18 protein-coding genes and 1 riboswitch are annotated in these 17,536 nt (G+C 72.8%); of the genes, 13 read left to right on the top strand and 5 right to left on the bottom strand.

Translation table 11 applies throughout. The features are described from left to right. Window positions 1-15 precede the first annotated feature (15 nt). Window positions 16-223: riboswitch (cobalamin riboswitch) on the top strand. 29 nt (window positions 224-252) lie between these two features. The 7 genes from AB0E07_RS35405 to AB0E07_RS35375 all read left to right on the top strand — a co-directional run bounded on the left by AB0E07_RS35405 (window position 253) and on the right by AB0E07_RS35375 (window position 6,541). Beyond that, on the top strand, window positions 253-960 hold the full coding sequence (locus tag AB0E07_RS35405; protein WP_362261267.1) for an energy-coupling factor ABC transporter permease: 708 nt from the start codon (window positions 253-255) through the stop codon (window positions 958-960). Beyond that, window positions 957-1,331 (top strand): energy-coupling factor ABC transporter substrate-binding protein, encoded by a 375-nt coding sequence (locus AB0E07_RS35400; protein WP_362261265.1) that lies wholly within the window; start codon window positions 957-959, stop codon window positions 1,329-1,331. Before AB0E07_RS35405 ends, AB0E07_RS35400 begins: the two co-directional genes overlap by 4 nt. Before the next feature lie 6 nt (window positions 1,332-1,337). Next, window positions 1,338-2,087, top strand: a complete 750-nt coding sequence (cbiQ, locus tag AB0E07_RS35395) for a cobalt ECF transporter T component CbiQ (protein WP_362261263.1) — start codon at window positions 1,338-1,340, stop codon at window positions 2,085-2,087. Further along, on the top strand, window positions 2,084-2,932 hold the full coding sequence (locus AB0E07_RS35390) for an ATP-binding cassette domain-containing protein (protein WP_362261261.1): 849 nt from the start codon (window positions 2,084-2,086) through the stop codon (window positions 2,930-2,932). The genes cbiQ and AB0E07_RS35390 overlap by 4 nt, the downstream gene beginning before the upstream one ends. 134 nt (window positions 2,933-3,066) lie before the next feature. Further along, window positions 3,067-4,497: a rifampin monooxygenase gene (gene rox, locus AB0E07_RS35385; protein WP_362261259.1), complete on the top strand. Its 1,431-nt coding sequence runs from the start codon at window positions 3,067-3,069 to the stop codon at window positions 4,495-4,497. A 121-nt stretch (window positions 4,498-4,618) separates the two neighbouring features. After that, window positions 4,619-6,121, top strand: a complete 1,503-nt coding sequence (locus AB0E07_RS35380) for an APC family permease (protein WP_362261257.1) — start codon at window positions 4,619-4,621, stop codon at window positions 6,119-6,121. A 3-nt stretch (window positions 6,122-6,124) separates the two neighbouring features. Continuing rightward, window positions 6,125-6,541 (top strand): universal stress protein, encoded by a 417-nt coding sequence (locus AB0E07_RS35375; RefSeq protein ID WP_362261255.1) that lies wholly within the window; start codon window positions 6,125-6,127, stop codon window positions 6,539-6,541. A 20-nt stretch (window positions 6,542-6,561) separates the two neighbouring features. Here AB0E07_RS35375 and AB0E07_RS35370 read toward each other — a convergent pair whose 3' ends face one another. Beyond that, the gene (locus AB0E07_RS35370) at window positions 6,562-7,206 is read right to left on the bottom strand and encodes a dihydrofolate reductase family protein (protein ID WP_362261253.1); all 645 of its coding nucleotides are present in this window, start codon (window positions 7,204-7,206) and stop codon (window positions 6,562-6,564) included. A gap of 103 nt (window positions 7,207-7,309) precedes the next feature. Then, on the bottom strand, window positions 7,310-8,332 hold the full coding sequence (locus tag AB0E07_RS35365; RefSeq protein ID WP_362261251.1) for an aldo/keto reductase: 1,023 nt from the start codon (window positions 8,330-8,332) through the stop codon (window positions 7,310-7,312). Window positions 8,333-8,539: 207 nt separating this feature from the next. Here AB0E07_RS35365 and AB0E07_RS35360 point away from each other — a divergent pair, with 207 nt between their 5' ends. Next, window positions 8,540-9,121: a helix-turn-helix domain-containing protein gene (locus tag AB0E07_RS35360; protein ID WP_362261248.1), complete on the top strand. Its 582-nt coding sequence runs from the start codon at window positions 8,540-8,542 to the stop codon at window positions 9,119-9,121. 24 nt (window positions 9,122-9,145) lie between these two features. On the opposite strand, the gene AB0E07_RS35355 is transcribed toward AB0E07_RS35360, so the two are convergent. After that, window positions 9,146-9,760 (bottom strand): TetR/AcrR family transcriptional regulator C-terminal domain-containing protein, encoded by a 615-nt coding sequence (locus AB0E07_RS35355; protein ID WP_362261246.1) that lies wholly within the window; start codon window positions 9,758-9,760, stop codon window positions 9,146-9,148. A gap of 139 nt (window positions 9,761-9,899) precedes the next feature. Between AB0E07_RS35355 and AB0E07_RS35350 the strand changes: the two genes are divergently transcribed. From AB0E07_RS35350 to AB0E07_RS35330, 5 genes are all read left to right on the top strand, one after another. Next, on the top strand, window positions 9,900-11,375 hold the full coding sequence (locus AB0E07_RS35350; protein WP_362261244.1) for an APC family permease: 1,476 nt from the start codon (window positions 9,900-9,902) through the stop codon (window positions 11,373-11,375). Next, entirely contained in the window at window positions 11,372-12,943 is a 1,572-nt protein-coding gene (locus AB0E07_RS35345) for an amidohydrolase (protein ID WP_362261242.1), read from the top strand. The genes AB0E07_RS35350 and AB0E07_RS35345 overlap by 4 nt, the downstream gene beginning before the upstream one ends. A 250-nt stretch (window positions 12,944-13,193) precedes the next feature. Then, on the top strand, window positions 13,194-13,928 hold the full coding sequence (locus AB0E07_RS35340; RefSeq protein ID WP_362261240.1) for a D-Ala-D-Ala carboxypeptidase family metallohydrolase: 735 nt from the start codon (window positions 13,194-13,196) through the stop codon (window positions 13,926-13,928). Between the two features lie 37 nt (window positions 13,929-13,965). Beyond that, window positions 13,966-14,493 (top strand): SMI1/KNR4 family protein, encoded by a 528-nt coding sequence (locus AB0E07_RS35335; RefSeq protein ID WP_362261238.1) that lies wholly within the window; start codon window positions 13,966-13,968, stop codon window positions 14,491-14,493. 54 nt (window positions 14,494-14,547) lie between these two features. After that, window positions 14,548-15,129 (top strand): sugar O-acetyltransferase, encoded by a 582-nt coding sequence (locus AB0E07_RS35330; protein ID WP_362261236.1) that lies wholly within the window; start codon window positions 14,548-14,550, stop codon window positions 15,127-15,129. Window positions 15,130-15,134: 5 nt separating this feature from the next. Here the strand turns inward: AB0E07_RS35330 and AB0E07_RS35325 are convergent, their stop codons facing one another. Together AB0E07_RS35325 and AB0E07_RS35320 are read right to left on the bottom strand one after the other, a co-directional pair. Then, the gene (locus tag AB0E07_RS35325) at window positions 15,135-16,805 is read right to left on the bottom strand and encodes an alpha/beta-hydrolase family protein (RefSeq protein ID WP_362261234.1); all 1,671 of its coding nucleotides are present in this window, start codon (window positions 16,803-16,805) and stop codon (window positions 15,135-15,137) included. A gap of 46 nt (window positions 16,806-16,851) precedes the next feature. Beyond that, complete coding sequence (locus AB0E07_RS35320) at window positions 16,852-17,379, bottom strand: DUF2269 domain-containing protein (protein WP_362261232.1); 528 nt, start codon at window positions 17,377-17,379, stop codon at window positions 16,852-16,854. Window positions 17,380-17,536: the final 157 nt, after the last annotated feature.

Genomic DNA, 17,536 nt, shown 5'->3' with positions numbered 1-17,536 from the left:
CCCCTGAGGGGCGCTTGTCAGCCAACCTGAACAGGCACTATTGTCGCCACGCCTTGGTGACGGGAAATCCGGTGCGATACCGGTGCGGCCCTCGCCACTGTGATCGGGAAGTCCGGCTCCAGCCCTCACGGGCAGCCACTGGGTCCTTCGGGACCCGGGAAGGCGGAGACTCGGGCGGTGTCACCCGTCAGCCAGGAGACCGGCCAGGGCGCGTCAACCATCCACGAGGTGCTGGAGAGGGTCTGCTGAGCCATGCACATAGCCGAGGGATTTCTGCCTCCGGCGCACGCGGTCGCCTGGGGCGTCGCGTCCGCGCCCTTCGTCGTCCACGGAGTTCGGGCACTCACCCGTGAAGTCAGGGAACACCCCGAGAGCACGCTGCTCCTGGGCGCTTCCGGTGCCTTCACCTTTGTCCTTTCCGCCCTCAAACTGCCCTCGGTGACCGGGAGTTGCTCCCATCCCACCGGTACCGGGCTGGGCGCCATCCTGTTCCGGCCGCCCATCATGGCGGTGCTGGGCACCATCACCCTGCTCTTCCAGGCCCTGCTGCTCGCGCACGGCGGCCTGACCACGCTCGGCGCCAACGTCTTCTCGATGGCGATCGTCGGCCCCTGGGCCGGCTACGCGCTCTACACACTCCTGCGGCGCTACGACGTGCCCCTGATGGTCGCCGTCTTCTTCGGCGCCTTCGTGGCCGACCTGTCGACGTACTGCGTCACCAGCGTCCAGCTGGCGCTCGCCTTCCCCGACCCGAGCAGCGGATTCCTCGGCGCGCTCGGCAAGTTCGGCTCCATCTTCGCCGTCACCCAGATCCCGCTCGCCGTCAGCGAGGGCCTGCTCACCGTGCTCGTGATGCGGCTGCTGGTGCAGTCCAGCAAGGGCGAGCTGACCCGGCTGGGCGTGCTCCTGACCAAGGGCCGCAACCAGCAGCAGGACCAGACCGAGGCGGTGGCCCGATGAAGAAGAACACCAAGGTCAACCTGCTGCTCCTGCTGGTCGTGGCCGCGCTCGCGGTGCTCCCGCTCGCCCTGGGCCTGGGCGACCACAAGGAGGAGCCCTTCGCGGGCGCCGACGGCGAGGCGGAGACCGCGATCACCGAGATCGAACCGGACTACGAGCCCTGGTTCTCGCCGCTGTACGAACCTCCGTCCGGGGAGATCGAGTCGGCCCTGTTCGCCCTCCAGGCGGCGCTCGGTGCCGGTGTCCTCGCCTACTACTTCGGCGTGCGCCGCGGGCGCCGCGAGGGCGAGCAGCGGGCCCTGCGGAGCGTGCCGGACGCCGGGGGCGTGCCGGACGGCGTCACGGTGAAGTCCCCGGCCGACCAGGACTGACCCCGAGTGCTGCCCATCGACGCGGCGGCGCACAGCAGTCGCTGGCGCCGCCGTCATCCCGTCGACAAGGCCGTGCTCGGACTGGGCCTGACCGTGCTCGCCATCTCGCTGCCGCCCTGGCCCGGTGCCGCACTGGTCCTGCTCACCGCCCTGGCGGTGCTGCTGGGTCCGGCGGGAGTGCCCGCGCGGCGCCTGTGGCGCGCCTACCGGGTGCCGCTCGGCTTCTCCGTCACGGGCGCCGCCACCCTGCTCGTCCAGGTCGGCGGACCGGAGGGCTTCCTCTCCCTCGCCGACGACGGCGGGCTGCGCGCCGGGGAACTGCTGCTGCGGACCTCGGCCGCCTCCCTCGGTGTGCTGCTGTTCGCGTTCACCACGCCGATGTCGGACCTGCTGCCCCGCCTGGTGCGGGCGGGCGTGCCGGCCCCGGTCGTGGACGTCGCCCTGGTGACGTACCGGATGAGCTTCCTGCTGCTGGACTCCGTGCGGCGGATCCGGGAGGCGCAGGCCGCCCGGCTCGGGCACACCAGCAGGTCGGCGGAGTGGCGTTCGCTGGCCGGGCTCGGCGCGACCGCGTTCGTGCGCGCCTTCGACCGGGCGGCCCGGCTCCAGGCCGGGCTCGCCGGGCGCGGCTACGACGGCACCCTGCGCGTCCTGGTGCCCGAGGCGCGCGTCTCGGCCCGCTTCACCGCCGCGAGCTGCGCCCTTCTCGTGGCGCTGGCGGCCCTCACCCTCGTACTGGAGAAGTACCTGCCATGAGCGAGCCCACCTCCCTGGTCGCCCTGCGGGGTGCCGCCTACGCCTACGAGGACGGGCCCGACGTCCTCATCGGCCTCGACTTCGACGTGCGCGAGGGGCGCGCCCTGGCGCTGCTCGGCCGCAACGGCACCGGCAAGACCACGCTGATGCGGCTGCTCAGCGGCGGGCTCCGGCCGCGCGAGGGCCGGCTGACGGTGGAGGGCACCCCGGTCACGTACGACCGCAAGGGGCTGACCCGGCTGCGGACGACGGTGCAGTTGGTCGTGCAGGACCCCGACGACCAGCTCTTCGCCGCCTCCGTCGCCCAGGACGTCTCCTTCGGACCTCTCAACCTCGGGCTCACCGACACCGAGGTGCGGGCCCGGGTCGACGAGGCGCTCGCCGCGCTGGACATCGCACCGCTCGCCGACCGGCCGACGCATCTGCTCTCGTACGGGCAGCGCAAGCGCACCGCCATCGCGGGTGCCGTCGCGATGCGGCCCCGGGTCCTGATCCTGGACGAGCCGACCGCCGGGCTCGACCCCGACGGTCAGGAACGCCTGCTGGCCACGCTGGACGGGCTGCGCGCGTCGGGCACGACGGTCGTGATGGCCACCCACGATGTCGACCTGGCGCTGCGCTGGGCCGACGAGGCGGCGCTGCTGACCCCGTCCGGGGTGCACACCGGTCCCGCGGGGACCGCGCTGGCCCGCACGGACCTGCTGCACCAGGCGGGGCTGCGCCTGCCCTGGGGGGTCGCGGCGGCCCAACTGCTGCGCGCGCAGGGACTGTTGGGCGAGACGGAACCCGGTCCGCGTGATCCGGTGGAACTGGCCGCCTTCGCCGCGGCACGCACCGAGAGCTGACCGGAGGCCGCCCGGAAACAGCGAAGGCAAGGAGTCATCGGCTCCTTGCCACTCTCAACTTATAGCGCACGGGGGGCCTTGCGGCAAGGCCCCGGTCATCGCGCAGAATCTCCCGCCGAGACAGGGGGTTTGTGATGATCGACGTGATCGTGGCCGGTGGCGGGCCGACCGGACTGATGCTCGCCTGCGAGCTGCGGCTGCACGGCGTGCGGGTGGTCGTGCTGGAGAAGGAGCCGCGGCCGGCGGCGTACGTGCGCGCGCTCGGCCTGCATGTGCGCAGCATCGAGGTGATGGACCAGCGCGGGCTGCTCGACCGCTTCCTCGCGCACGGTACGCGCTACCCGGTCGGCGGGTTCTTCGCCGCCATCCCCAAGCCGGTCCCCGAGGGGCTGGACACCGCGCATCCCTACGTCCTCGGCATCCCGCAACCGGTCACCGACCGGCTGCTCGCCGAGCGGGCCGTGGAACTCGGCGCGGAGGTCCGGCGGGGCAGCGAGGTCGTCGGGCTGAGCCAGGACGAGCACGGGGTGACGGCCGAACTCGCCGACGGCACCCGGCTCGGCGCCCGGTACCTGGTCGGCTGCGACGGAGGACGCAGCACGGTGCGCAAGCTGCTCGGGGTCGGCTTCCCCGGGGAGCCCGCCAGGGTCGAGACGCTGCTGGGCGAGATGGAGGTCGGCGTTCCGCCGGAGACCGTCGCCGCCGTGGTGGCGGAGGTCAACCGGACGCAGAAGAGGTTCGGGGCGACACCCTTCGGGGAGGTCGGGGTGTACCGCGTCGTGGTGCCCGCCGAAGGCGTGGCGGAGGACCGCGCGGTGCCGCCGACGCTCGACGAGTTCAAGCGGCAGTTGCGCGCGTTCGCGGGCACCGACCTCGGTGTGCACGCGCCACGCTGGCTGTCCCGCTTCGGCGACGCCACCCGGCAGGCCGAGCGCTACCGGGTCGGGCGGGTCCTGCTGGCCGGTGACGCCGCGCACATCCATCCGCCGACCGGCGGCCAGGGCCTGAATCTCGGCATCCAGGACGCGTTCAACCTCGGCTGGAAGCTGGCCGCCGCGGTGAACGGCTGGGCGCCCGAGGGGCTGCTGGACAGCTACCACGACGAACGGCACCCGGTGGCGGCCGACGTGCTGGACAACACGCGGGCCCAGATGGAGCTGATGTCGACCGAGCCCGGCGCCCGCGCGGTGCGCCGCCTGGTGTCGGAGCTGATGGACATCGACGAGGTCAACCGGTACCTGATCGAGAAGATCACCGCGATCGGCGTCCGCTACGACGTCGGGGAGGGGCCGGCGCTCCTCGGCCGCCGGCTGCGGGACATGCCCCTGAAGGGCGGGCGTCTGTACTCCCTGACCCACACGGGCCGCGGGCTGCTCCTCGACTCCACGGGCCGGCTCTCGGTGGCCGGCTGGGACGACCGTGTCGACCACGTCGTCGACACCGGCGAGGAACTGGACGTGCCCGCGGTCCTGCTGCGGCCGGACGGCCACGTGGCCTGGGCCGGCGACGACCAGGAGGAGCTGCTCGCCCGGCTGGCCGGGTGGTTCGGCGCCGCGAAGGCCTGAGCCGCCGCTCCCCCACCGGATGGGCAGCGCGGGTGATACATGCCGTGGCCGTGCGTCGAAGACACGGCCGCGGCGCGCGCTCCCTGTTGGATGAGGGCACCCACGACGGAAGCGAGGGAGCATGGCCGCAGACAGCGCCACGGACGCACACCCGCCCGAAGGGCTCAAGCCGAACGCGATCGGGTTCGTGGACGCCCTGGTCATCGGGCTCAACGCCACCTCACCCGCGTACTCGCTGGCCGCGGCCATCGGCCCGGTCGTCGCCCTCGTGGGTGTCTACGCGCCCGGCGTGATGCTCGCCTCGTTCGTGCCGATGCTGCTGATCGCGTCGGCGTTCTTCTACCTCAACCGGGTCGACCAGGACTGCGGGACGACCTTCTCGTGGGTCACCCGGGCGATGGGACCGTGGGCGGGATGGCTGGGCGGATGGGCCATCACGATGACCGGTGTCCTGGTCATCGGATCGCTCGCCGACGTCGCCGTGACCTTCGGTCTGCTGGCCGTCGGGCTCGACGGCTGGGCCGAGAACGAGGTCGTGCGCCAGGTGCTCACGGTGCTGCTCATCCTGGTGATGACGGCGCTGTGCGTGATCGGCACCGAGGCCTCGGCCCGGGTGCAGAACGTCCTCATCCTGGCGCAGGTCGCCTGTCTGCTCGTGTTCGCCGTGGTGGCGCTGTACCGGGTCTACGCCGACACCGGCACGCTCGACTCGGTGGAGCCGTCGCTGAGCTGGCTGGATCCGTTCGGCGCGGGAGGCGCGTCCCTGACCGGGGGCCTGCTGCTCGGCGTGTTCATCTACTGGGGCTGGGAATCGGCGGTCAACCTCACCGAGGAGGTCGAGGACTCGGCCACCGCCCCCGGCAAGGCCGGCGTGTGGTCGACCGTCATCCTGCTGGTGACGTACGTGTCGGTGGCCTTCGCGGTCGTCGGCTACGCGGGACCGGAGTTCCTGAGCGAGAACGCCGGGGAGGAGGAGTTCATCTTCGCCCTGCTCGCCGAGGAGGCGATGGGCGGCTGGGACTGGGTGGTGCTGCTGGCGGTCTCCACCTCCGCGCTGGCGTCGACCCAGACCACGATCATCCCCGCCTCGCGCACGGCGCTGTCCATGGCCCGACGGCACGCGATCCCCGCGCACTTCCGTCACATCAGCCCCCGGTTCCGCACCCCGGACGTGAGCACCTGGTGGGTGGCGGGCATCGCCATCGCCTGGTACCTCGTGGTCCGCCAGATCAGTGAGAACGCCCTCTTCGACTCGCTCACGGCGCTGTCCCTGCTGATCGCCTTCTACTACGCGCTCACCGGCGTCGCCTGCGCGGTCTACTACCGCCGTCATCTCACCGAGAGCGTCCACCACTTCGTCCTCATCGGCCTCGGGCCGCTGATCGGGTCCGCGCTGCTGGCCTGGCTGCTGGTGGAGTCGATCGGCGACATGTCGGACCCCGCCAACTCCTACAGCGGGGTCTCCTGGTTCGGCGTCGGTCCCCCGCTGGTCATCGGCATCGGCATCGCCGTCACGGGCGTGGTCCTGATGATCGTGTGGCGGCTGGTGAACCCCGAATTCTGGTCGGAGCGCCCCGATGTCGCCGACCCCGCCCTCGTCCACGGCGACAACAAGGAGTCCTGACAGATGTCGGTCGTTCTCGGCTACGACGAGTCCCCGGGCGCCGTGCGCGCCCTAGAGGTCGCCATCGAGGTCGCGGCGGCGTTCGGGGAACCGCTGGTCCTGGTCTACGGCGCGGCTGCGCCGGGCTCCGTCGGCGAGGAGTACGGCGCCCACCAGGCGGCCGTCCAGGAGGCCGGGCGCACGGCGCTGGGCCACGCGGTCCAGGTGGCCGACGCGGCCGGGGTGCGGACCAGCGTCGAGGTCATCGACGAGAAGCCCGCCGAGGCCCTGATCAACGCGGCCACCCGGCACGGGGCCAGGTTCATCGTGGTCGGCAGCTGGGGCGAGAGCCCGCTGCGCGGGGCCCTGCTGGGCTCCACGCCCCACAAACTGCTGCATCTGTCCCGTACGCCGGTGCTGTGCGTACCGACCGAGACCTGAGCAAGGAAGGGACGCGGGCCTCACCTCCGCCAGAAGAGGTGGTGGGTCACGCCGCTCGGGCTGGGCACGACGTCCAGGTGGAACCGGTCGCGCAGTTCGTCGGGTGACTCCCACAGGCGCAGTCCCGAGCCCAGCTTCACCGGTGAGACGGCGATGTGCAGGGTGTCGACGAGGTCGGCGTCGAGGAACTCCCGGACGGTGGTGACCCCGCCGCCGAGCCGCACGTCCTTGCCGTCGGCCGCCTCCCGGGCCCGTGCCAGGACGGTGGCCGGGTCGTCGTCGACGAAGTGGAACGTGGTGTCGGAGAGCGTGAACGACGGCCGCGGGTGGTGGGTCAGGACGAAGACCGGCGTGTGGAACGGGGGCTCCTCCCCCCACCAGCCGAGCCACTCGTGGTCCTGCCAGGGGCCGCGCTGCGGTCCGAACTTGTTGCGGCCCATGATCTCGGCCCCGATGCGGTGCGAGTAGTCGCGGGTGAAGTAGTCGTCCAGCCCCCGGCTGCCGCCGGGCTCGGTGCGCATCGGCCAGCTCGCGGTGGCCCCGGCCCAGGCGAACAGCTGCTCGGGCCGGACGTGGCCGAAGGGCCGCTCCAGGGTCTGGTGCTCACCGGCTCCGATCCCGTCGGCGGAGACGTTGAAGTTCATGACTTTCAGCAGCTGGTCCATGGTGTCCTCGTCCGGTGGTGACAGCGGCGGCGGAATGCCGCCCACTCCTGTGTCGAACGAGGACCCGCCGAATCGACAACGGCCAGCGTGGTCCTTCTCGGCTTCAGCGCCGGCGGCGCAGGGCCGGGTCGAGGAGGGCGGGCGGGGTGTCGAACTTCTCGTGCGGGGCGAGGTCGGTGCCGGGGGCCACGATCTCGTCGATCGCGTCCAGGACGTCGGCGGGGAGCACGGTGTCGGCGGCGGCGAGCTGGGCGTGCAGGTGGTCCGTGGTGCGGGGGCCGATCAGGGCGCTGGTGACGGCGGGGTGCGCGGTGACGAAGCCGAGGGCGAGCTGGATCATCGTCAGGCCCGCCTCGTCGGCGAGCGCGGCGAGCCGTTCGACCGCGTCCATCCTGGCGCGGTTGGCGGGGACCGTGAGGTCGAAGCGCTCCGGGAGGATCTTCGAGCGGCTGGTGGTGATCTCGCGGCCCTCCCGCACGGCGCCGGAGAGCCAGCCGGAGGCCAGCGGGCTCCAGGCGAGCACACCGAGGCCGTACCGCTCGGTGACGGGCAGGACATGGGCCTCGATGCCGCGTTGCAGGACGGAGTAGCTGGGCTGCTCGGTGACGTAGCGGCTCAGACGGTGTTCGCGTGCGGCCCACTGGGCCTCGACGATGCGGTGCGCGGGGAAGGTGGAGGAGCCGAAGTAGCGGATCTTTCCTGCGCGTTGGAGGTCGGTGAGGGCGGACAGGGTTTCCTCGTCGGAGGTTTCCGGGTCCCAGCGGTGGATCTGGTAGAGGTCGACGTGGTCGACCCCGAGGCGGCGCAGGCTGTCGTCGAGGGCGGTGTACAGCCAACGGCGGGAGCTGCCCTGGTGGTTGGGCTCGTCGCTCATCGGCATGTTCGCCTTGGTGGCGAGCACGAGGTCGTCGCGGCGGCCGGCGAGGGCCTTGCCGAGCATCTCCTCGGAGTCGCCGAGCCCGTACCAGTCGGCGGTGTCGATGAGGTTGACGCCGGCTTCGAGGGCGGTGTCGACGAGGGCGGTCGCCTCGTCCTGGGTGGTCCGGCCGATCCGGCCGAAGTTCATGGCGCCGAGGGCGAAGGCGCTGACCTTCACTCCGGTGCGGCCGAGGGTGCGGTACTGCATGTCCGTGTCTCCTTCGTCGCCGGTGAGGCGTGACGAGTGGGTGGGGTGCAGGGGGGTGTGCGCAGTGGCACGACGTACGGCATGTCTCGTGGCACGGCTTGGTGACCGGCTTCCGCTCTGGCATCATGAGCAAACGGAACCGTGTCCCGTTTGACGATACGGAACACTGTCCCGTTTAGCAACGGCGGTCAGGGAAGGAACGGCGCGATGAGTGAGGGAGCGCGGCCCGCGGCCCGGCCGAGGCGTGCGGACGCCCGGCGCAACGAGCAGACGCTGCTCGACGCGGCCGCCGCGGTCTTCGTCACCTCCGGGGTGGAGGCGCCGGTGCGGGACATCGCCGCCGAGGCCGGGGTCGGCACCGCGACGATCTACCGGCACTTCCCCACCCGGGCCGACCTGATCATCGCCGTCTACCGGCACCAGGTCGAGGCGTGCGCCGAGGCCGGTCCCGAACTGCTGGCGACGCGCCCGACCCCGTACGACGCGCTCGGCCGGTGGATCGATCTCTTCGTCGACTTCCTGGTGACCAAGCACGGTCTCGCCGCCGTCCTGCACTCCGACGAGGCCGGTTTCGGGACGCTGCACGCGTACTTCCTGGACCGGCTGGTGCCCGTGTGCACCGGCCTCCTCGACGCCGCCGCGGCCGCGGGCGAGGTGCGCCCCGACATCCGCGCCCTCGAACTCATGCGCGGCGTCGGGAACCTGTGCATCGGCGCGGAGGACAACCCGGACTACGACGCGCGCCGGCTCGTCGGGCTGCTGGTGGCGGGGCTGCGCCGGGAGGGCTGACCGGAGCCGCGCCTCCCCGGGGGCTCACCCCTCGGCCGCCTCCAGCGTGCGGCGGGCGTGCGCCAGGAAGCCCTCCAGCGCGAACTCGAAGGCCCGGTCCGCCCGGCTGCCCGCCGACGCGGCGAGCGCCTGCGCCAGGTGGGGCGTGGCGGTGTCGTCGGCGAGTTCCCACATGGCGTCGGGAGCGGCCAGGTCGAGGGCGGAGCCGAGGGCGATGTTCTCCAGGGCGACGATCACCGGCATCACGTCGGCCGTGCCGAACCCGGCATCGAGGAGCAGGACGACGGCGCCCTCGTACTGGGCGAGGACCCGGGGCGCGCGGACCGGGTTGGTCATCAGCAGGGGCACCGCGCGCGGATGGGCCGCGAAGGCGGCGCGGTAGGAGCGCGCCCACGCCTTCAGCGCCTCGTCCCACGGCCTCAGGTCGAGGCAGGAGGAGTCGATGCCCTCCGCCACCCGTTCCCGGATCAGCTCCACGATGCCGTCCCGGCCGTCCACATGGTGATACACCGAACCGGTCTGTACCCCGAGCCGGCGCGCGATCTGCGGGACGCTGAACTCGCCCTGCGCGTCGATCAGTTCGAGCGCGGTGCCGGTGATGCGCGCCCGGTCGAGCAGCGGTGTGCGCGGCCGTCCCATGTCCCGTGTCCCCCTCAAGGGTCTTCTCAGCTGTCGAGGAGGAGGTTACATTGCGGAAACCGAAAGGCTTTAGGTTTACGCGCCGGGCTCCCCGCACGCCCGCGTCCCTCCGTCTCCGTACAGCCAGAAGGGCTCGCCCATGCCCGTCGAAAGTTCCGCCCCGGACCGCGCACCCGCCCTGCGCTCCGGGGCCCTCGGCACCGCCGACATCGCCTTCTTCGTCGTCTCCGCCGCCGCCCCGCTCACCGTGATGGCCGGGGTCGCCCCGCTGGCGATCCTGCTCGGCGGGATCGGCGCCCCGGTCGGCTATCTGATCGCCGGGATCACGCTCGCCGTGTTCGCCGTCGGGTTCACCACCATGAGCCGCCACGTCCGCAGCGGCGGCGCCTTCTACGCGTACATCACCCGCGGCCTCGGGCCCGCCGCCGGCGTCGGCGCCGCGCTGCTCGCGCTGATCGGCTACAACGGCATGGAGATCGGCGTCTACGGCCTGCTCGGCACGGCCACCCAGGACACCGCCCACGCCCTGTTCGGCGTCGACGTCCCCTGGCTGCCCGTCTCCCTCGCCGGGCTGCTGCTCATCTGGTACGGCGGCTTCCGCTCGATCCACTTCGGGGCCAAGCTGCTCGGCGTGCTGCTCGTCGCCGAGACCGGCATCCTCGTACTGCTCGCGGCCGGCGTCCTGCTCGACGGCGGCGCGCACGGGCTGTCCCTCGCCTCCTTCGCGCCCGGCAACGTGCTGGTGCCCGGCACCGCGGCCGTGCTGGCGTTCGCGTTCGCCGCTTTCACCGGTTTCGAGTCCACCGTCATCTACCGCCGCGAGGCACGGGACCCCGACCGCACGGTGCCCCGCGCCACCTACGTCGCCGTCGGATTCCTCGGCCTGTTCTACGCCTTCGTCGTCTGGATCGCGATCCAGTCCTTCGGCGACGCCGAGGTCGTCGCGGCGGCCGGCGCCGACCCCGCCGGGCTGTTCTTCACGGCCATCACCACCTACGTCGGCGGCTGGGCGGCCGACACCATGCACGTCCTCATCGTCACCAGCGTGCTGGCCTCCCTGCTGGCCTTCCACAACGCGATCAACCGGTACGTGCTGGCGCTGGCGGAGGAAGGCGTGCTGCCGAAGGCCCTGGGCCGGGTCCACCCGCGCCACGGCTCCCCGTATCTCGCGGGCGTCGCCCAGACCGTCCTCGGCGCGGCCGTCGTCCTGGCCTTCGCCGCGGCCGGCGCCGACCCGTACGGACAGCTGCTGCTCTGGGTCAACACCCCGGGCATGCTGGGCCTGCTGGCCCTGCAACTGCTCGCCGCGCTCGCCGTCCCCCTGTACTTCCGGCGGATCAGCCACGACGAGGGCGTCCTGCGCACGGTCGTGGCCCCGGTCGTGGCCGCCCTGCTCCTCGGCACCGCCATCGTCCTGGTCGTCACCCACCTCGATCTGTTCACCGGGGCCTCCCCGACCGTGAACACCGTCCTGACCGCCGTCGTCCCGGCCGTCTTCGTCAGCGGCCTCGTACTCGCCCGCAGACTGCGCCGCCGACGCCCCGACATCTACGCGCGCTTCGGCACCGAGCCCGAGACCGAGGCCGTCGCCGCCCCCGCGAAGGAGCCCGCATGACCGCCGCCGACCTCGTCCTGACCGGGGCCCGCGTCCGCACCCTCGACCCCGGCCGCCCGTGGGCCGGCGCGGTGGCCGTCCGCGACGGTCTGATCGCCGCCGTCGGGGACCCCGGGGACGCGCGGGAGTGGACCGGACCGGGCACCGAGGTCATCGACCTGGCCGGTGCCTGTCTGACCCCCGGCCTGGTGGACTCCCACAGCCATCCCGTGTGGGGCCTGGACATGACGAGCGGAACCGATCTGTCGGCCGTCCGCGACCTCGAAGGACTGCGCGTGGCGCTCGCCGCCGCGGAGCGGACCGACGGCTGGGTCATCGGCTACGGCCTCGACCACAACGTCTTCGGCGGCCGGCCCCTGGACCGCGCCCTGATCGAGGACACGCTGCCCGGCACCCCGGTCTTCCTGCGGCTCTACGACGGGCACTCGGCGCTGGTCACCGGCGCCGCGCTCGCCGCAGCCGGCATCACCGGCCCGCGCGTCTTCGTCCAGCGCTCCCACCTCGCCACCGACGCCGACGGACGGCTCACCGGGCACCTGGTGGAACACGCGGCCATGGACCTGGTCGCCGGGGTCATGCCGCGGCCCTCCTACGAGGAACGGCGTTCCCGGCTGGTCGAGTTGCTCTCGGCGATGGCCGCCACCGGGCTCACCGGCGCGCATGTGATGGACCTCGGCGACCTGGACCTGGTGGGCGCGGTGGCCGAGGACACCGCCCTACCCCTGCGGCTGCGCTTCGCCCCGTGGTGCATGCCGGGCGCCTCCGCCGACGACCTCGACGCACTCATCGCTGTGCAGCGCGAAGGCGGTCGGCACTGGCGGGTCGGCGGGGTGAAGTTCTTCATGGACGGCACGGTCGAGGGCGGCACCGCCTGGCTGGAGCACCCGGACTGCCACGGCCAGGGCACCGACGCGTTCTGGCCGGACCCGGAGGCGTACAGCGCGGCGGTACGCCATCTGCACCGCGCCGGCGTACGAACGGCCACGCACGCCATCGGGGACGCGGCCGTACACCATGTCCTGGACACGGTCGAGTCGTTGGGCCCGGACGGCCGCCTGGCCCACCGCGTCGAGCACATCGAGTCGGTGCCCGACGACACCGTGCCCCGGTTCGCCGCGCTCGGCGTCGTGGCCTCCATGCAGCCCCCGCACACCTCCTACACCCGCGCCGACCACTCCGACGAGTGGTCGCTGCGGCTCGGCGAGGAGCGCTCCGGGCGTGCCTGGCGGCTGCGGGACCTGCGGGACGCGGGGGCGGTCGTGGCGCTGGGCTCGGACTGGCCGATCGCCCACTTCGACGCGCGAGCCGTCCTGGCGACCGCCCGCGCGCCCCGCGGGGCGGCCTCCGCGCGCGCCGGGCTGACCGGACTCCAGGCCCTGGAGGGCTGCACCACGCACGCGGCGCTCGCCGCGGGCGAGCAGGAGGTCACCGGCCGCATCGCGCCGGGCCTGCGCGCCGACCTCACCGCCCTGGCCGTCGACCCGGTCGACGCGCCGGCCGACGAGGTCGCCGGGGCACCGGTACGACTGACGGTGACCGGGGGCCGCGTGATGCACCGCGAGGTCTGAGGGACCCGGCGGCCGTCCCGACGCCGGGACGGCCGCGCGGGCTCCCCGACCGCACCGCCCGGACTCCCGGGGCCGGTGCGGTCGGCCGCACCGCCACCGGTCCAGACCCCTCGCGGACGTCCCGCGGCCTTCACCACTCCGACACCGGCGCGCCGTTGACGCGCGTAGCGAACGGCCTCAGGCTTGGCCTGGACCGCGGCCGAGGCGCTGCGGCCCCCTGTGTTCGACAGTCGACGGCCCGGAGGTCGGAATGCTCAGACGGATGGCACGCTCCCTGCTCGCTTTTGTCATGATCATGTCTGGCGCGGTACTCGGGGTGGGCGCCACCGCCGGCACCGCGCACGCCGACGAGTGCTACACCTGGAGCCGCACCCTGTCCCAGGGCTCCTCGGGCGGCGATGTGACGCAGTTGCAGATCCGGGTCGCGGGCTGGGTCACCTCCGGCGAACGCCTCTCCTACGACGGCCAGTACGGCGCCCGCACCGCGGCCGCCGTCAAGAAGTTCCAGTCCGCGTACGGACTCACCGCCGACGGCGTCGCGGGTTCCCAGACCTTCAGCAAGCTGTACGCGCTCCAGGACGCGGACTGCACCCCGGTCCACTTCAGCTACGCCGAGCTGAACCGCTGCAACTCCGACTGGTCCGGCGGCGCCGTCTCCGCGGCCACCGCCAAGGCGAACGCCCTGAAGACCATGTGGAAGCTGGAGGCCATGCGGCACGCCCTCGGCGACGTCCCGATCACCGTCTCCAGCGGCTTCCGCTCCTACTCCTGCAACAGCGCGGTCGGCGGCTCCTCCACCAGCCGCCACCTCTACGGCGACGCGGCCGACCTCACCGGCTCCCCGAGCCTGTGCCGGCTCGCCCAGCAGTCCCGCACGCACGGCTTCTCGGAGATCCTCGGTCCGGGCTACCCCGGCCACAACGACCACACCCACGTCGCCTTCGACCCCTCCCCGTACTGGTCGGCGCCCACCTGCGGCATCTGAGCGACCCGTTGCCGGAGCCGGCGGCTGGTCTGCGCGCGTGAACGAGAGCCCTGTTGACGACCGCACCCTGCCGCCGGCCCCGGCCGAGATCGCGGCCACCGGATTCGACCACGCCGACGGCGACGGCATCGACTTCGAGCCGTACGACGCCTTCGACTCCGCCGAGGAGACCACCGACTGGCTGCGCAGCTGGACCGGCAACCAGGCGCTCGACGGCTCCGCCTACCGCGTCTTCGGGCAGGACGGCACCGGTGGTCTGGCCGCCCTGTGGTGCGTACGCGCCGACCGCCCGCTGACCGAGCAGCCGGTGGTCTTCATGGGCTCCGAGGGCGCCTGCGGCGTCGTCGCCGGAAACCTCTCCGACTTCCTGTGGGTCCTCGCGGACGGCGTCGGCCCCATGGAGGCCGTCGAGTACGACGACCACTCGGGCCGCCCCGACCCGGTCCTGGCCGCGCCGGCCGAGCGCCACGCGGGCACCGCGCGCCGGAGCGCGGAGGAGGTCATCGCCGCGGCCCGTGCGGAGTTCCCCAGCTACGCGCAGGACATCGACGCCCTCTGCCGGTGACGGCTCCGCGCCGACGCGCGGCCTCGGCGAGACCCGGAGTGTACGGTCGTACGCATGGCCACCGACTACTTCGCGGGCGATCCGCGCAGCCAGCTGGAACGTATGTTGGCGGGCGATCTCTATGTCGCCGACGATCCCGAGATCGCCCGGCGGCAGCAGCGGGCCGTGCGGCTGGCCGGCCGTTATCAGGCCGCCTGTGCCGAGGGCGCGGAGGACGCCCGGAGTCTGCTCGCCGAACTGCTGGGCTCGCTCGGCGAGGAGGCGCACGTGCGGCCGCCGCTCTTCGTCGACTACGGCAGCAACATCACCATCGGCGCGCGGACCTTCGTCAACTTCAACCTCACCGCGCTGGACGTCGCGGCGATCACCATCGGCGAGGACTGCCAGATCGGGCCGAACGTACAGCTCCTCACCCCGACGCATCCGCTGGAGCCGGGGCCCCGGCGCGACAAGCTGGAGGCGGCGCGGCCCATCACCATCGGGAACAACGTGTGGCTCGGCGGCGGTGTCATCGTGCTGCCCGGTGTGAGCATCGGCGACGACTCGGTCATCGGGGCCGGTTCGGTCGTGACGAAGGACGTGCCCGCCCGGGTCGTCGCCGTCGGCAGCCCCGCCCGGGTCGTACGGGCTCTCTGACAGCGTCAGCCCTCCGCGATGACCCGACGCAGGTTCGCGAGATCGCCCTCGGTGACCCCGGACGGTCTCAGGACCGCGTTCCAGGCGTCCACGTACTCGGTCCGGTACCGGTGGCCGTGCCCGGACGGGACCTCGGTGGCGAACGGCAGGTCGGCGGTGATCTGCCAGAACGTCACGAACGGCACCCAGAACATGTCCTCCAGGACGTCCTCGCCGGGCGCCTCACCGATCCAGTCAGGCTCCTCCAGCACCAGGTGCGGGCCCCACCACACGATCGGATCGGACGGGTGCAGCAGGTACAGCACCCGGTTGCCGTCCCAGGGTTCGCCCGCGGGGGGAATCGCCTCGCCGACGTCCGTGGCGAAACGCACCGTCCGGCCGTCCTTGTAGACGGGCCGCACCTCCGGGCTGCCGGGTTCCCGATGGTCGGTGAACTCGCGGTACAGCGTGTTGAAGTTGGGCGGTCCGGTGAACAGCGTGCCCGAGGTGCGGTTGCGCAGGTCGTACGCGCCGCTGAAGGCCGTCTCCCCGCCGAAGGACCCCAGGGACTCGCCGGCGACGTAGAGCCGGGGCCGGTCGTCCGCGGGGAGGTCGGACCAGATGTCGTAGACGGCGTCGAAGAGTTCCCGGCCCGCCGCCCGCGCCTTGGACTGGTCGACGAGATAAGACATCCAGGACGGGAGGTAGGAGTACTGGAGCGCCACCGTGGCGGTGTCGCCGTGGTTGAGGTACTCGAAGGTGTCCACGCAGGCCGGGTCGATCCAGCCGCTGCCGGTCGTGGTCGCCACCAGCAGGTTGGCGCGCTCGAATCCGCCGGCCCGGCGCAGGTCGGCGACCGCGCGTGCGGCGCGTTCCTCGGTGTCGTCGGAGGTCTGGAGTCCGGCGTAGGCGCGGATCGGCTCCTGGGCGGGGCCGCCCATCACCGAGGTGATCCGCTCGGCGCCGGGCCCCTTGCCGATGAAGACGCGCCCTTCGCGGCCGAGCGTGTCCCACGGCACGAGGGACCCGGGGCCACCCGAGCGAAGGGCCGTCGTCGGCTGTGCGATCCCCTGCGGGGTCTCGTCGTCCCGGAGCGAGAACGCCTCGTTGGTGGCGCCCACGACGCCTTCGAGGAGTAGTCCGCTGACGATCAGCCAGGACGTTCCGGCGACCAGAAGCCAGCCGGTCGCCTTCGCCGCCCGCTCGCCGATCCAGCGGGTCAGCTGCCGGGACACCCATCGGTACAGGCCGCGCACGCCCCGGCCGGTCAGCAGCAACAGGGCCAGGACCAGCAGGGCGATCAGGGGCGAGAGCACCGCCTGCGGGACGCTGTGGGCCGTCACTCCCATCAGGGCGCGGATCTCGTGCTGCCAGTACTGCCCGAAGCCGAACGCGACGGCGAAGAGCGCGGTGCCGCCGATCAGGAAGGCCCGCCAGGACCACCGGCGGGCGGGGCGGGGGCCTCGGTCGGCGAAGGCACGCCAGATCGCGGCGGCCAGGACGCCGAGACCGTAGCCGATCGCCGCGTTGATACCGCAGATCAGGCCCTGGAGCACGCCCCCACGCGGGAGCAGGGAGGGGGTGAAGGAGAGACAGGCCAGCAGCAGGGCGCCCCAGCAGCCGGGAAGCGTGACGCGCGGGTGGCGGCGCCATCGGCCGGGTGGCGCCGGCTCGTCCGCGGCGGGCTGCTCGGTCATGGTGCCTCCGCCCGAAATCGTCTCCCGGAGCCGGGTGCGCCGCCAGTCAGGCCGTGCGGGCCGGGGCGGCCGGGGTACGGGACTCCTCGCGTGCGCGGCGGCCGCGCCGGGTCGGCCCCCAGGGCTTGAGGACCGAGACGGCCGTCATGAACACATACGCGGTCAGGGACACGGCGGGGCCGAACAGCACGTCCCCCGGGTCGGGCAGGGAACCGCCCGCCGAGACGGCGGTCACCGCGGAGTCCACCCCGGGACGCAGGGCGAACACGGTGGCGGTGGTGGTCGCCAGGGTGAGCCAGAACTTGGTGTACACCCACTTGTGGCGCGCCAGCCCCCAGACAGTGCCCAGGGAGAGGAGCAGCCCGCTGAGGAGGGTGAGGAGGGCGGCGGGGAGCAGGAGCCAGTCGGCGAGCAGCTTCATGGCCCGTACCGACGCCTCGACCGTCGCCGCGGAAGCGGTGTTGGCGGCGGTGGCGCCCAGAGCGAGCAGACCGAGGCTGAGGCCGAGCCAGGCGGCGGAGGCGACGACATGGACGACGAGGGTGGCCCGACGTGCGGGGCGGCTGAGTCTCACCCGAACCAGCCTGCCGAGCGGGCGCGGGCGCGGCGTCTTCCGACGGGAGCAATCCCGGGTACTCACCGGGGCGTACGGCGGCGGGGTCGGGCTGCTCCCCGGGTCCGCGAAACCGGGGCCTTCGGGGTGTACGGACCGGCATCCGAGCGCGAGCCAG

Origin of the sequence: Streptomyces sp. NPDC048002, assembly GCF_040653275.1 — a bacterium.
GTDB lineage: Bacteria > Actinomycetota > Actinomycetes > Streptomycetales > Streptomycetaceae > Streptomyces.
This window is presented reverse-complemented; position numbering and strand designations above follow the sequence as displayed.

Excerpts from the sequence above, each read along its gene's own strand:
- AB0E07_RS35350 (WP_362261244.1), top strand. The coding sequence starts at position 9,900 with ATGCCCGTCGAAAGTTCCGCCCCGGACCGCGCACCCGCCCTGCGCTCC.
- AB0E07_RS35375 (WP_362261255.1), top strand. The coding sequence starts at position 6,125 with ATGTCGGTCGTTCTCGGCTACGACGAGTCCCCGGGCGCCGTGCGCGCC.
- AB0E07_RS35345 (WP_362261242.1), top strand. The coding sequence starts at position 11,372 with ATGACCGCCGCCGACCTCGTCCTGACCGGGGCCCGCGTCCGCACCCTC.
- AB0E07_RS35325 (WP_362261234.1), bottom strand. The coding sequence starts at position 16,805 with ATGACCGAGCAGCCCGCCGCGGACGAGCCGGCGCCACCCGGCCGATGG.
- AB0E07_RS35380 (WP_362261257.1), top strand. The coding sequence starts at position 4,619 with ATGGCCGCAGACAGCGCCACGGACGCACACCCGCCCGAAGGGCTCAAG.
- AB0E07_RS35355 (WP_362261246.1), bottom strand. The coding sequence starts at position 9,760 with ATGGGACGGCCGCGCACACCGCTGCTCGACCGGGCGCGCATCACCGGC.
- AB0E07_RS35330 (WP_362261236.1), top strand. The coding sequence starts at position 14,548 with ATGGCCACCGACTACTTCGCGGGCGATCCGCGCAGCCAGCTGGAACGT.
- rox (WP_362261259.1), top strand. The coding sequence starts at position 3,067 with ATGATCGACGTGATCGTGGCCGGTGGCGGGCCGACCGGACTGATGCTC.
- AB0E07_RS35400 (WP_362261265.1), top strand. The coding sequence starts at position 957 with ATGAAGAAGAACACCAAGGTCAACCTGCTGCTCCTGCTGGTCGTGGCC.
- AB0E07_RS35340 (WP_362261240.1), top strand. The coding sequence starts at position 13,194 with ATGCTCAGACGGATGGCACGCTCCCTGCTCGCTTTTGTCATGATCATG.
- AB0E07_RS35390 (WP_362261261.1), top strand. The coding sequence starts at position 2,084 with ATGAGCGAGCCCACCTCCCTGGTCGCCCTGCGGGGTGCCGCCTACGCC.
- AB0E07_RS35370 (WP_362261253.1), bottom strand. The coding sequence starts at position 7,206 with ATGGACCAGCTGCTGAAAGTCATGAACTTCAACGTCTCCGCCGACGGG.
- AB0E07_RS35360 (WP_362261248.1), top strand. The coding sequence starts at position 8,540 with ATGAGTGAGGGAGCGCGGCCCGCGGCCCGGCCGAGGCGTGCGGACGCC.
- AB0E07_RS35405 (WP_362261267.1), top strand. The coding sequence starts at position 253 with ATGCACATAGCCGAGGGATTTCTGCCTCCGGCGCACGCGGTCGCCTGG.
- AB0E07_RS35365 (WP_362261251.1), bottom strand. The coding sequence starts at position 8,332 with ATGCAGTACCGCACCCTCGGCCGCACCGGAGTGAAGGTCAGCGCCTTC.